Source organism: Pseudomonas sp. 1L-E-NC-VB-C3 (assembly GCF_057291535.1).
Genome location: NZ_JBXAWD010000017.1, coordinates 114881 through 128066, shown reverse-complemented (window position 1 = coordinate 128066; position 13186 = coordinate 114881). Strand labels below are relative to the sequence as shown.

Annotated in this window: 13 protein-coding genes and 1 pseudogene; 6 read left to right on the top strand and 8 right to left on the bottom strand. The window is 59.1% G+C overall.

All coding sequences use genetic code 11. The annotated features are described in order from the left end of the window. Window positions 1–404: 404 nt before the first annotated feature. Complete coding sequence (locus AC0Z5Z_RS23710; RefSeq protein ID WP_056788010.1) at window positions 405–1259, bottom strand: LysR family transcriptional regulator; 855 nt, start codon at window positions 1257–1259, stop codon at window positions 405–407. An 89-nt stretch (window positions 1260–1348) separates the two neighbouring features. On the opposite strand from AC0Z5Z_RS23710, the gene AC0Z5Z_RS23705 reads away from it, so the two are divergent. Next, window positions 1349–1786: a multidrug/biocide efflux PACE transporter gene (locus AC0Z5Z_RS23705; RefSeq protein WP_485611724.1), complete on the top strand. Its 438-nt coding sequence runs from the start codon at window positions 1349–1351 to the stop codon at window positions 1784–1786. Window positions 1787–1847: 61 nt separating this feature from the next. Here AC0Z5Z_RS23705 and AC0Z5Z_RS23700 read toward each other — a convergent pair whose 3' ends face one another. Beyond that, complete coding sequence (locus AC0Z5Z_RS23700; RefSeq protein ID WP_460064882.1) at window positions 1848–2606, bottom strand: SDR family NAD(P)-dependent oxidoreductase; 759 nt, start codon at window positions 2604–2606, stop codon at window positions 1848–1850. Window positions 2607–2727: 121 nt separating this feature from the next. Here AC0Z5Z_RS23700 and AC0Z5Z_RS23695 point away from each other — a divergent pair, with 121 nt between their 5' ends. Beyond that, window positions 2728–3624 carry a LysR family transcriptional regulator gene (locus AC0Z5Z_RS23695; protein ID WP_485611723.1) on the top strand — a complete coding sequence of 299 codons (897 nt, stop codon included), beginning with the start codon at window positions 2728–2730 and terminating at the stop codon, window positions 3622–3624. A 140-nt stretch (window positions 3625–3764) separates the two neighbouring features. On the opposite strand, the gene AC0Z5Z_RS23690 is transcribed toward AC0Z5Z_RS23695, so the two are convergent. Then, window positions 3765–4787 carry a transporter gene (locus AC0Z5Z_RS23690; protein WP_485611722.1) on the bottom strand — a complete coding sequence of 341 codons (1023 nt, stop codon included), beginning with the start codon at window positions 4785–4787 and terminating at the stop codon, window positions 3765–3767. A 152-nt stretch (window positions 4788–4939) separates the two neighbouring features. Between AC0Z5Z_RS23690 and AC0Z5Z_RS23685 the strand changes: the two are divergent. Together AC0Z5Z_RS23685 and AC0Z5Z_RS23680 are read left to right on the top strand one after the other, a co-directional pair. Beyond that, window positions 4940–5800: pseudogene (locus AC0Z5Z_RS23685) on the top strand (methyl-accepting chemotaxis protein); the annotation flags it as partial. A gap of 117 nt (window positions 5801–5917) precedes the next feature. Further along, entirely contained in the window at window positions 5918–6685 is a 768-nt protein-coding gene (locus AC0Z5Z_RS23680) for a methyl-accepting chemotaxis protein (RefSeq protein WP_485611725.1), read from the top strand. Between the two features lie 182 nt (window positions 6686–6867). Here the strand turns inward: AC0Z5Z_RS23680 and AC0Z5Z_RS23675 are convergent, their stop codons facing one another. Together AC0Z5Z_RS23675 and AC0Z5Z_RS23670 are read right to left on the bottom strand one after the other, a co-directional pair. Beyond that, window positions 6868–7173: a PepSY domain-containing protein gene (locus AC0Z5Z_RS23675; RefSeq protein WP_095181509.1), complete on the bottom strand. Its 306-nt coding sequence runs from the start codon at window positions 7171–7173 to the stop codon at window positions 6868–6870. Window positions 7174–7329: 156 nt separating this feature from the next. Beyond that, entirely contained in the window at window positions 7330–8457 is a 1128-nt protein-coding gene (locus AC0Z5Z_RS23670) for a glycerophosphodiester phosphodiesterase (RefSeq protein WP_485611721.1), read from the bottom strand. A gap of 219 nt (window positions 8458–8676) precedes the next feature. Here AC0Z5Z_RS23670 and AC0Z5Z_RS23665 point away from each other — a divergent pair, with 219 nt between their 5' ends. After that, window positions 8677–9003 carry a DUF2025 family protein gene (locus AC0Z5Z_RS23665; protein ID WP_056788026.1) on the top strand — a complete coding sequence of 109 codons (327 nt, stop codon included), beginning with the start codon at window positions 8677–8679 and terminating at the stop codon, window positions 9001–9003. A gap of 108 nt (window positions 9004–9111) precedes the next feature. Here the strand turns inward: AC0Z5Z_RS23665 and AC0Z5Z_RS23660 are convergent, their stop codons facing one another. The 3 genes from AC0Z5Z_RS23660 to AC0Z5Z_RS23650 all read right to left on the bottom strand — a co-directional run bounded on the left by AC0Z5Z_RS23660 (window position 9112) and on the right by AC0Z5Z_RS23650 (window position 11908). Next, window positions 9112–9633, bottom strand: coding sequence for a DUF1003 domain-containing protein (locus AC0Z5Z_RS23660; RefSeq protein WP_041479221.1), 522 nt, complete (start codon window positions 9631–9633; stop codon window positions 9112–9114). Between the two features lie 114 nt (window positions 9634–9747). Further along, complete coding sequence (locus tag AC0Z5Z_RS23655) at window positions 9748–11067, bottom strand: methyl-accepting chemotaxis protein (RefSeq protein ID WP_485611720.1); 1320 nt, start codon at window positions 11065–11067, stop codon at window positions 9748–9750. A 232-nt stretch (window positions 11068–11299) separates the two neighbouring features. After that, the gene (locus tag AC0Z5Z_RS23650) at window positions 11300–11908 is read right to left on the bottom strand and encodes a TetR/AcrR family transcriptional regulator (RefSeq protein WP_485611719.1); all 609 of its coding nucleotides are present in this window, start codon (window positions 11906–11908) and stop codon (window positions 11300–11302) included. Window positions 11909–12119: 211 nt separating this feature from the next. Between AC0Z5Z_RS23650 and AC0Z5Z_RS23645 the strand changes: the two genes are divergently transcribed. Beyond that, window positions 12120–13175 carry an MBL fold metallo-hydrolase gene (locus AC0Z5Z_RS23645; RefSeq protein WP_485611718.1) on the top strand — a complete coding sequence of 352 codons (1056 nt, stop codon included), beginning with the start codon at window positions 12120–12122 and terminating at the stop codon, window positions 13173–13175. The last annotated feature ends 11 nt before the right edge of the window (window positions 13176–13186 follow it).

The following is a 13186-nucleotide window of genomic DNA, read 5'->3' as shown; positions in this document are numbered from 1 at the left end:
ATATTGGAGGGATTCACCGACTTGAACGAATTGTCTTGAATCCATAATCGATAAGGTTTTTCAGGTCGATGCATAACGCCAGACACTTCGGTCGGTCCCCTCTCCCAAAGGGAGAGGGGACTGATTGGGGGGATATTGGAGGAATTCACCGACTTGAACGAATTGTCTTGAATCCATAATCGATAAGGTTTTTCAGGTCGATGCATAACGCCAGACACTTCGGTCGGCCCCCTCTCCCAAAGGGAGGGGGGACTGATTGGGGGGATATTGGAGGGATTCACCGACTTGAACGAATTGTCTTGAATCCATAATCGATAAGATTTTTCAGGTCGATGCATAACGCCAGACACTTCGGTCGGCCCCCTCTCCCTCCGGGAGAGGGCTGGGGTGAGGGGCTTTTGATCTTATTCGAGCATCTTGCTGAGCAACCAGCTCCCCGCCGGCCCCGGCGGATACAAGCGCGACCACAAGGCGTCGACAAACACCGGTTTCGGCCAGCCGCGCACGTCGAGCTCTATCAGCAAATCATTGGCATAACGCTGCACCAGCCACCGTGGCAACGGTGCCCAGCCAAAACCCTTTTCAGCCATTTCCAGCAGCATCAGATAACTCGGCGCCGACCACACCCGGCCTTTGCCACGGCTGTCATACGGATTGACGATGGTTGCCAGGCGCAGCTCGCGATGTTGCTCGAGAATCTGCTGATCGACATGCTCAAGCTTCGCCAACGCATGCTCACGGCTGACGAACAAGGCAATCTCCGTGCGCTCGGCCACCGTCGAGGTCACAAGGTCCGGCGGGTAGCTGTCCTGCATTTCCGCGAAGGCCAGATGCGCCCGGCCACGCTGGACCAGTTCGATCAGGTCTTCGCATTCGGCAATCAGGCATTCCAGCTCAAGCTCCGGATAACGCTGCTCGAAACCCACCAGTGCCGCCTCGAAACGATACGACTGATAAGTGTCGGAAATCGCCACGGTCAGCTTCGGCTCGACGCCCTGCGCCAATTGCCGTGCGCTCATCTCTAGGCGACTGGTGGCGGCCAGAATCGCCTCGGCTTTCTGCAGCATGACGTGGCCGGCGGGGGTGAGCGTGGGCTTGCGGCTGCTGCGGTCGAACAGCTGCAGATCCAGATCGATCTCCAGGCTTGCCACTGCCGCGCTGATGGTCGACTGACTGCGCCCCAACTTGCGCGCCGCCGCTGAGAACGAGCCTTGCGTCGCTGCCTGGACGAATGCCAACAGCACTTCCTGCGAAGCCATGAACTATCGCCTTGATCGATGGTTATTGGTTTTGAAGTATCGGTATTCAGTTGGATCATGGCAACCATCGTCAATCAAGGAGTCAGGCCATGACTGTCCACAAGTCCATTACCGAACGGGTTTTGCAGGCGGTTGGTTTCGAATTTCTCGCGATTCTGATCTGCACACCGTTGCTCGCCTGGATCATGCAAAAACCGCTGCTCGACATGGGCGCGGTCACCGTGCTGATTGCGATATTGGCGCTGGCGTGGAATGTGGTGTTCAACCGTTTTTTCGACCGTGCTCTGGCGCGGATGAGTCTGGCGCACAACGCCTGGGTGCGGGTGGTGCATGCGTTGCTGTTCGAAGGTGGACTGATCGTGATGGGCGTGCCGCTGATAGCCTGGTGGCTGTCGGTAAGCCTGTGGCAGGCGTTGTTGCTCGACATTGGCGTGTTGCTGTTCTTCCTGCCGTACACCTATGTCTATCACTGGGGTTATGACGTACTGCGCGAGCGCTTCATGGCCCGCCGCACATGTGAAAGCTGAGGTAAACCTGTGGTGAGGGGATAAATTCCCTCACCACAAAGGTGAGTCATCGGGCACAAAGTCAGAGAAACATGCCGCCAGACGCCTCGACCCGCTGACCGTTGATCCACTGTCCACCCTCTGACAGCAACAGTGCCAGTGCACCGCCAATATCATCCGGCAGCCCGACCCGACCCAGCGCAGTGTTGCTGGCAACCATCGCGTTGACCGCGCTGTTATCGCGCACCGTGCCACCGCCGAAGTCGGTTTCAATCGCACCCGGCGCCAGGATATTCACGCCAATCTGCCGCGCCCCAAGCTCTTTCGCCTGATATCGCGTCAGCACTTCCATCGCACCTTTCATCGCCGCATAGGCGCCGTACCCCGGCAGGCTGAAGCGGGTCAGGCCGCTGGAGATATTGACGATGCGCCCACCGTCGTTGATCAGCGGTAGCAGTTGCTGAGTCAGGAAGAACGGTCCTTTCAACTGCACGTTCATCAGCAGATCGAACTGCTCCGGGGTGGTTTCGCTGAACAGCGCATGCACGCCGACCCCGGCATTGTTGATCAGGAAATCAAAGCGCTGGCGCTGAAAAGTCTGTTCCAGTGCTTGTTCAACCTGCTCGGCAAACGCAGCGAAGTTTTCGCTGTGGCCGACGTCCAGTTGCAGCATCGCCGCTTTCGCGCCGAGCGCCTGCAATTCAGTGACCAGCGCCTGGGCCTCGTCGGCGCGGCTGTTGTAGGTGCCAATGATGTCGATGCCTTGCGCGGCGAGGTGCAGGGCGGCGCTGCGGCCCAGGCCACGGCTGGCGCCGGTGATCAGTGCGATTTTGCGATTCATGCGGACTTCCTCGATTGCGTTGAGTGTGGATGGAAGAAGTTTATTTATCCGCCCTGAGGTGATAAACACGGCAAAAGCGGAATCACTGATCGGCTCAGCCGAACAATCACCGGGGTTTGTCATGAACAAACTGGAACTGCTGCGCACCTTCGTCCGGGTCAGCGAACTGTCGAGTTTCACTCTCGCCGGTGAAAGCCTCGGCCTGCAGCGCTCCACGGTCTCCGAACAGGTGCAGGCGCTCGAAGCCTTGCTCGGCACGCGGCTGTTGCAGCGCACCACGCGCAAGGTACAGGCCACCCAGGACGGCATGGTGTTGTATCAGCGCAGCAAGGATCTGCTCTCGCACATGGATGAAATCGAGGGGCTGTTTCGTCAGGACGAGGCGTCGCTGACCGGGCGTATTCGTGTCGACATGCCGAACATTCTCGCGCGAAGGCTGATCCTGCCGCGCTTGCCGGAATTCATGGATCGCCACCCGAATCTGCAGATGGAAATCAGCAGCACCGATCGCCGTGTCGATCTGCTGAGCGAGGGTTTTGACTGCGTGTTACGCATCGGCGCGCAGCCGGATCAGTCAGTGGTCGCCCGGCATCTCGGCGACTTCCCGATGGTCAACTGCGCCAGTCCCGCTTATCTGCAACGCTACGGCGTGCCGCAGACCATCGAGGATCTGGCGCAGCATCGGCTGGTGCATTACGTCGGCGTACTGGGCTCGCGTTCGGAAGGGTTTGTCTATGAGGAGGGTGGCGAAGTGCGGCGCGTGGCGATGGCCGGCAGTGTCACGGTCAACAGCACCGATGCCTATGAAGCGGCGTGCCTGGGCGGCTTCGGGCTGACCCAGGTGCCACGTACCGGCATGCAGCCGCATCTGGAAAATGGCGAACTGGTGACCGTACTGCCGCAACACACCGCACCGCCGATGGCGATTTCCTTGCTGTACGCACGGCAACGGCATTTGCCGCTGCGGGTGCGGGTGTTTATGGATTGGCTCGGCGATGTCGTTCGTTCAACGCTCTGACTTCTCACCTTGGCCAGAACTGTGGGAGCGAGCCTGCTCGCGAAAGCGCCATGTCATTCAACATTGATTTATCTGACACACCGACTTCGCGGGCAGGCTCGCTCCCACAGGGAGGGCTGTGTTGTGTGTGGGATTTGCGCTCAATAATCCCCGCGCTTGCGAAACGCCCAACGCCCGGCAATCACCGTGAACGTCGCCACCAACGCGACCAGCACCCAAAATCCGTGCGGGTCCTGGGACAGCGGCACACCGCCGACATTCATCCCAAAAAAACCGGCAATGATGTTGATCGGCAAGGCCAGCACTGTCACCACCGTCAGGGTGAACAGCGTGCGGTTGCTCTGTTCGTTGAGGTTGGCGGCGATCTCTTCCTGCAACAGTTTGATCCGCTCGCCGAGGGCGGTGAGGTCGTTGATGATCAGCGCAAACTCCTCGGTGGATTTGCGCAACTCCTTGACGTCCTCCTTCTGCAACCACGGCGGCGGACGATTGAGCAAGCGCAGCAACGACCCCGGCTCCAACGCCAGCAGCCGTTGCAGTCGCACCAGCACGCGACGGTTGGCGCCAAGTTCGGCGCGGTTGGTCGACAGGCGTGAAGACAGCAATTCGTCTTCGACCTGATCGACACTCAGGCTGGTCTTGCGCACGATCTGCGTCAGCACCTCACCTTGATCGCGCAGCAGATGCACGAGCAATTCCGAGGGCGAGCGAAAGCACTCGCCGGCCTTTACCGACGAGCGCAATTTATCTACCGAATGCAGCGGTTGCAGGCGCGCGCTGACGATCAGTTTGCTGCGCACGCAGACCCACAGCGTCGACACGTCGGAGGAGACCATGTTGCTGAGGTTGAACACCACATCGTTGACCACCGCCAGCAGCGCCGAATCGACATGCTCGATGCGCGTCGAACGCGAACCTTCGTGCAACGCCTCGAAAAATTCCTCGGGCAATTGCAGATGACTTTTCATCCAGCGCTCGCACGCGGCGTGGGCCAGGTTCAGGTGCAGCCAGAGAAATTCATCGCTCTCACCGTCATCCTGCAAACAGCGCAACGCCGTCGCCGAATCGATCTCGCGACCGCGCTCCCCGGGCAGAAAACGAAAGCCGTAGAGCAAGCCAAACAGGTCCGGGTCGCGATGGCTGATATCGAGGCTTTGGTTCATGGCGGCTCGCTGCGAGGAGGGTGTCTGGGGCAGGATTTTCAGGTTCACCGGAGCGGCATCATCGCAAGCTCACATGACCGTTTTGTGACAGCAAAGTGACTGCAAATCAAAGCGTTACCGGCTGTCGGAAGTTTCTCAAGGAAGGCTCTGGCATGCCGATCACAGGTGAGTTAGGTTGCGCGCCATTGGCCTTGGTCATGGTACGTCGACAGGGAAGTCCGGCCATTTTTCACGTCCGTTCGGGCGTGCCTCATCCCTGCTTCGAGTACCTTGCAATGCTGCAAAAATCCCTGAGGGCGCAAATTCTCGCCCTGTTGAGCGGCAGTCTGTTGGCGATGCTGTTGATCGCGCTGGCCTGCTTTCATTTCCTCTCCAACGGCGTGCAAAGCTACAGCCAGTTGATCGCCGGCCCGCTGCACACTTCGCAACTGATCGATGAAGCCAACCTGCAATTCAAGGTGCAGGTGCAAGAGTGGAAAAACGTTCTGCTGCGCGGCAAGCAACCAGCGGATCTGGCGAAATACTGGAGCCAGTTCGAAGAGCGTCAGCGCGACGTGCAGAACATTCTCGGCGAACTCGCCAGCCAAAAAGGCATCGAGGCCAATCTCAAATCACGTATCGAACGCTTGCGCGACGAGCATCGCCAGTTGGGTACTGCCTACCAGAAAGGCCGCGATGCCTACGTGGCTGCCGGTGGTGATCCGAGCGCCGGCGACGCAGCTGTCAAAGGCGTCGACCGCGCCACCAGCGAGCAGATGAGTGCATTGGTTGCCGAACTGCGCGAGCAGGGCACCGCGCAGTCGGCATTGATCAGTGCCAGCGCTGAGCGCACCGTGTGGCTGGGGCTGTTGGTGATGCTCGCGTCAGGCTTGTTGATCGGTCTGCTGAGCCTGTGGCTGGTCAGCCGCAACCTGATCGAGCCGATCCGCAACCTCATCGATTACGTCACCCGCTTGAGCCGTGGCCAGTTGGCTGAACGTGTTGTCAGCGAGCGTCGCGATGAACTGGGCAACCTCGCTGCCGCAGCGAACACTCTGCGCGATTTTCTGGCGGACACCTTCACTCGCTTGCAACGCAGCGCCGGTGATCTGGACAGCGCCAGCGGCGAGTTGAACGCCATTGCCACGACCATGGCCGGCGGCACCAGCGAGCAATTCAACCGCACTGATCAAGTGGCCACGGCGATGAACGAAATGTCCGCCACGGCCCAGGAAGTCGCCCGTCACGCCGCCGATGCCGCACGTGCTGCCGACGATGCCGATCAGTCGGCGCAGCAGGGTGAAAAGGTCATGCAAACCACCATTCACTCGATCACGCAGATGCGCGGCGAAATCGCCAACATCGCCACGGTGATCCGTCGCCTGGAAACCGACAGCGGTCGTATCGGCAAGGTGCTGGAAGTGATTCGTGGCATCGCCGAACAGACCAATCTGCTGGCGCTCAACGCAGCCATCGAAGCGGCGCGGGCGGGTGAGGCCGGGCGTGGTTTTGCCGTCGTCGCCGATGAGGTGCGCAACCTCGCTCAGCGCACGGCGGAGTCGATCATCGAGATCAACCAGATCATTCAGAACGTGCAGACCGGCGCTGTCGATGCCGCGCAGGCTATCGAGAGCGGCCAGGCGCGCAGTGATGAAAGTGTCGAGCAAGTCACCCAGGCCGGCGCGATGCTGGAGCGCATCACCTTGGCGGTGGAGGCGATTCGCGACATGAACCGTCAGATCGCCACAGCGGCAGAAGAGCAGACTTCAGTGGCCGAGGATATCTCGCGCAACCTGACTGAAATCACCGCGATTGCCAGCACCAACCTGGACAACGTGCAGCGCACCGAAAGTGCCAGTCAGAATTTGCATGGGTTGTCGGGGCAGTTGAATGAGGTGACGGCGCGGTTGAGTGCTTGATTGCGAGTTCAAGCGTCCGGCAACTATCGTAGGTCCTCGCCTGCTCGCGATAACGGTGGAACAGTCAACATTGATGTCGCTGACACTCCGCTTTCGCGAGCAGGCTCGCTCCCACATGATTTACGGCAGGCATGAAAAAGCCGCACGATCGTTAAATCGTGCGGCTCTTCAACAGCGGTCTATCAAGTGTCTTGCTTGTCGCTCAGCACTTTACCGGTGGTGGCATCAAAGTCCACGTCGAACTCTTTGCCGTCAGCAGTTTTAAGTTCAACTTCATACTCATAACCATTGAAGTGGTTATCCAGGTCGGTGTCGGTAATCGTTGCGCCCGGGTGCAGTTTCAGTGCTTCGGCGTTCATCGATTCCAGCGACTTGATCTTGCCGTCCTTGACCAGTTGCGGGATCTGGTCGATGCGAACATCAGCCTGAGCCAGGCCAGCGGTGAGGGTCAGGGCAGAGGCGGTAAACAGGGCAGTCAAAGTTTTCATCGGTTCATTCCTTGGCAGTGCGTTGAAGTGGTTGATCTGTGTAAGTGGGTTCAGATTAACCAGCGCAACTTAATTCACCCTTAAATCTCTGCTCCGCGATAAAACTGCTCTTTGCGGGAGCGAGCCTGATCGTGAAGCAGGCGACTCGATAACAAGTCAGAAACCGTTCTTCTTCAAAACATCGTCAATGCTGCCAGCCGCCGGACGCTTATAAAACTTCAACAGTTCACTGGCGCGGTTGGTAAAGATGCCGTCAACACCCGCTGCCATGACTTTTTCGTAGTCCACCGGCTCGTCGACCGTATAAACGTGCACCAGCATGCCCTGATCGTGGGTGTACTGATTCATCCACGGTTGCACCAGGTCGGAATAGCTCTGATCACCACCATGAGTCAGCTTCGCCGAAGGGCCGGTGCCGATCGCGCCCTGGGCCTTGGCGTAATCGACCCATTGCTTGAATTCCGCTTCGGATTTTGGCTCCTGCTTGCCGTAGAAAACGTTTTTGTCTTTCTCGCCGGACGCGGCAAACGTCACGGCGGATTTCGGCTCGATGCTGCCTTCGCCGACCCACAACAGCAGGATCTTCGGCACTTGCGGCATTTCCTTTTCCAGCAATTGCAGGCTGTTCTTATCGAAGGTCTGCAGGATCACCTTGCCTTTGCCCTGACCGACGCCCAGCGCACTTTTCGCCAGTTTCGAACCGGCCGGGCTCAGCCAGCCGCGATCCTGCAGTTTTTCCTTCAGGTCATGTTCTATGCCGGAAAACAGCTGCGGCTCTTTGGTTTCGATGTACAGGCCCGGCTTGTGCTGCGGGTTGGCGCGGGCGATGTCGATGATTTCATCGAGGGTAAGAATTTTCAGCCCGGCGTAGGACGGGCGTGCGCGGTCAGGGTATTTGGTGTTGAACCAGCTGCCGGCATCGAGGGTTTTCAGTTCGGCCATGGTGAACGCGGTGGCCGGGCTGTCCTTGCGCTCGGGGAATTTGCTGGCGACGTCGGTGGTGCGTTGCAGGTTGTCGTCGTGCAGGGCGAAGAGCACGCCGTCCTTGCTGCGCTGCAAATCCATTTCCAGGTAATCGGCGCCGAGGTCACGGGCCAGTTTGTAGGCCGCAGCGGTGGATTCCGGGGCATCGAACGACGCGCCACGGTGGGCAATCACCGCCGGATGCGGAATGCCATGGGCGGCAGCGATTGCCTTGGGCTCGGGGTGGCTGGCGGCATGCGCCTGACCGAGGCCGAACAACAGACTCAGCACCAGAGCGCTTCGGGTAAAAGTGGCAGGCATGGTCGAGTTCCTTTCGCAGGTTTTTTTCGAGACGTACCTTTTAACAATTGACGCGCCGCAGGGCTATCGCCAGACCGACATAAAGCGAGCAAAACGGAAATTTCCTGCACTTTTGTGGCGCTGTTTGCAGTACGCTTGCCCACGGCATATGCCCCGGCAGAGGGCGCGCCGCTACATTGCCCTGCGTGTAAACCATCATCATCTTTCGTGAGGTTTACCATGCGCATCACCTCCCAACTCATCTGCCAGGCCGCCGACGATCTCAAAGGCTTCGTCGGCCTCAATCGCAAGACCGGCCAATACATCGTGCGCTTCAGCGAAGATTCGTTCGGCATGGACGTGGCCGACGACGGCATCATCCCGGCCAGTGAATTCGTCTGGGCGAGGGCGTCGGAAACCACCATGACGCTCAAGCGCGAGTTGATTCAGTTGCTGCTCGATCAACACATCGACGACCGCATCAACATCACCGAACCCTTACGGGTTTACATGAGCAAGGTTGAAGTGCCGGAGATTGTTGCGGTGCGGAGTCTGGTGCGCGGTTGAAGTTTTGCTGTGTGGTTGCGGGCCTCTTCGCGAGCAGGCTCGCTCCCACAGGGATTTCGTGAACGCCACAGATCCAATGTGGGAGCGAGCCTGCTCGCGAAGGCGACCTTAGTTCTGGCACACGTGAGCGTGCAACTCGCTGGTCAGTCCTTCGATGCGCTCGGTGAGGGTTTTCGTCATTTCGGTAAGGCGGGTGTTTTGTTCCAGCAATGCCAGCAATTGCGCGGAATTCTTCGCCGCCTCTGCCTGACGTTCGGTATTGGCCAATGCCAGAGCTTCGCGGTGCTGCGCATCGGCGTCGGCCTGCGCTTTGTCGCGCGCGGCCTGACGGGTTTGTGCGAGCAGGATCAATGGCGCGGCGTAGGCCGCCTGCAGGCTGAAGGCCAGGTTCAGCAGGATGAACGGGTAAACGTCGAATTGAGTCACGCCCCATACGTTGAGGCCGATCCATACCGCAACGATCAAGGTTTGCGCGCCAAGGAACAGCGGCGTGCCGAAGAACCGCGCAAAGGCTTCGGCGCGGAGGGCGAAGGCGTCGTTGCCGAAGGTCGTATTCAGGTGGGCGTGGGGGCGGTGGAAGCGTAGGTGATCGATCGGGGCGTTGGATACTTCGGGTTTTTCGTTATTCATGGGGCACTCGGCGGGGCTTGGGACGTGTCGTCACTATAGCTCTGCGTTGTGGCGGTCGACCTTCGCGGGCTGCCCACGAAGGTCGCGACTCGTTCTATCGACCCTGCACAAACCTCAATTTGGCACCCGCTCATTGGCAAACATGCTCACCGCATCCACCGCCTCACTGGCGCCGTCGCGAATCTGCAGAATCACCGTGCCGGCCTGATTGGCCAGTTCCACACCTTCTGCGGCGCGGTCGCGGGTGCCTTGCATGCTTTTGATCGCTTGCCGCGTTTCACTCTGGATCAGACTGATCATGTTCGAGATCTCGGCAGTAGAGCCGCTGGTGCGCGCTGCCAGTTGCCGCACTTCATCGGCGACCACGGCAAACCCGCGACCCTGTTCACCGGCGCGTGCCGCCTCGATGGCCGCGTTGAGGGCGAGCAGGTTAGTCTGATCGGCGATCGCGCGGATGGTGTTGACGATGGCGGTGATCTGCTCGGAACGGTCGCCCAGTTGTGCAATCAACGTCGAAGATTGGCTGATGTCCTCGGCGATTTCGCGCATTTCGCTGGCAGCCTGCTGAATCACTTGCGTGCCTTGCTCGGCGACTTTTCGCGTTGCTACCGAGATGTGGTAAGCGGTGCTGGCACTGCGCGCGTCCTGCTCGTGCTGCTCGACACGGGCGGTGACGTCAGACGCGAACTTCACGACTTTGTACAAGCGCCCCGAAGCGTCGTACACCGGGTTGTAATTGGCCTCCAGCCAGACGATCTGACCGCGCTTATCCACGCGCTCGAACTGCCCGTGGAAGAACTCGCCCTGATTCAGGCGGCGCCAGAAATCCTGATAGGCGCCGCTGTTGACCAGCGCCGGCGTGCAGAACAGGCGGTGATGCTGGCCCTTGAGCTCTGCGAGGCTGTAACCCATGCGCGTGAGAAAATTCTGGTTGGCGGTAAGAATATTGCCGTCGAGATCGAACTCGATCACCGCCATCGCGCGATCGATCGCCTGCAGTTTGGCGTTGGCCTCGTTCTCCTGCTGCACCTTGGCGGTGACATCCATCGCGTACTTGACCACTTTGATCACCCGTCCCGACGCATCCTTGATCGGGTTGTAACTGGCCTCCAGCCAGATCGGCTGGCCCTTGCTGTCGACCCGTTCAAAGGTGCCGGACTGGAACTGACCGTTTTTCAGGCGCGACCACAGCGCGGTGTATTGGGCACTGCGACCGAACTCAGGTGTGCAGAAATGCCGGTGCGGCTGGCCAATCGCCTGGGCAGCCGTGTAACCCATGGTCTTGAGGAAATTGTCATTGGCACGCAACACCACGCCATCAAGATCGAACTCGATCACCGCCATCGAACGGTTGATCGCTTCGAGCATCGCGGCCTGGTCAAAAACGGTGTGTTGCAGTTCAGCGAGGGCGGCTTTCTGGCGATTGAAAAACATGCTTGCGATACTCGGGAAGTGGGGAAAATCAAAAGGATTCAGTCCCTATTCCTGCGCCGGCAAACCGAAATGCACAGGCGGCATTCGGTGGTGACTGCTCAATGCCAACGTTCCGTTACTGGCAGATGGCTACTTATACAAAACTTAATAAAGTTGTACAAGAAAGGAATTTTTCGCGAGGTTGTATAACTTTTTACGAAATTAGTTGTACACGGCTCGACGAGCCGGTGATTCACCGCTGATACAGTGCCAGGAACATCTCCAGCGCCGACTCGGCAACTGCATTCTGCGCGTCTGGATCAAGGGCCGCGCGACCCAGCGAGATCTGCGGCCAGAACGCGAATGCCTTGAGCAAACCTTGTACTTGATGCGCGGCAAATTCCGGATCCACCGCTTTGAGCCGTCCGTCGGCTTGCGCCGCGCGTATCCAGACGGTCAGGCCTTCCTCGCGCTCGCCCATGCGCTCGATCATATTCTGCGCACGTTCAGGGGAATGAATGGTTGCGGCAATCGCCACCCGGGCGAGGGTGAGAAAATTCTCGTCAGCCATCATCTGCACTTTTTCTCGCAGCATCTGGCGCAATTGCTCGTGCAGCGGTTGCTCGCGGTCGTAGCGCACCGATGGTTCGGCGATGATCCGCGCCCACAACTGATTGAGGATCTCGGCGAACAGCTCTTCCTTGCTGGGGAAGTGGTTGTACACCGTACGCTTCGACACGCTGGCCGTAGCGGCGATCTTGTCCATGCTGGTGATTTCGAAACCGTGGGCACGGAATTCGGCGATCGCTGCCTGGATGATGGCTTCGCGTTTGCGGTCGGTGAGGCGTTGTGGAGCGGTCATGAGCGGACTTCGGCAGAGAAGGGGGGAAATTACACTCGGCAGTTTACTTGGCGCCGGCTTTGATGCAACCTAGAAACTACACCGCTCAGTGTAATGTTGCGTTAATCCGCGCACCTTACAAACCAGAGCGTTTGGCCTTTGCGTGCAGCTTGGCCATTTTCATTTCCCGTGGAACACCGTGCAGCACACGGTTTTTCGGAGTCGTTCAGTCATGGCCAATCCAGTCTCTCTCCCGGATAACACTCCCACGCCTGAAGCCTCGCGCCAGGATCAAGGGCTGTTTTGCAATCATGCGCCGGTGCAGCGCGAAGGGCTACGCAAAATGCTGCGGATCATGTGGAGCATGATTTTCCACAAACCGCGCAACACCCGTCCGAGCGCCGCCATTCCTGTGCAGCCGCTGACCCGTGAAGATCTGCTCGCAGCCCCCAATCACAGCCTTTACCGCTTGGGGCACTCGACGCTGTTGCTGAAGATGCGCGACAAATTCTGGATCACCGACCCGGTCTTCGCCGAGCGCGCCTCGCCGGTGCAATGGGCTGGCCCGAAACGCTTCCACCAACCACCGATCAGCATTGACGAGCTGCCACCGATCGAAGCGGTGATCCTCTCCCACAACCATTACGACCATCTCGACTACGAAGCGGTACTCAAACTCGCCGCCAAAACCACGTACTTCCTGACTCCACTCGGCGTGGGCGACACCCTGATCAAGTGGGGCATCGACACCAGCAAGGTGCGCCAGTACGACTGGTGGCAGGGCACCGAAATCGCCGGTATCCGCTTCATCGCCACCCCATCGCAGCACTTCTCCGGCCGTGGCCTGTTCGACGGCAACAGCACGCTGTGGGCGTCATGGGTCATGATCGATGCCGACACACGAATCTTCTTCAGCGGCGACAGCGGTTACTTCGACGGCTTCAAACGCATCGGCGAACAATACGGCCCGTTCGACCTGACCCTGATGGAAACCGGCGCCTACAACGTCGAATGGCCCCACGTGCACATGCAACCGGAAGAAACCCTGCAAGCCCACATCGACCTCAAGGGCCGCTGGCTCTTCCCGATCCACAACGGCACCTTCGACCTGGCCATGCACGCCTGGCACGAACCTTTTGACCGCATCCTTGCGCTTGCATGGGAACGCAGTATTGCGATTACCACACCGCGGATGGGGGAGGCGTTCAACCTTGCGCATCCACAACGGGGGAATGCGTGGTGGATGGCGGTTGAAGAGGAGGGCGAGGCGCTAGTGCAGAACGCCTGACGATTTCATCC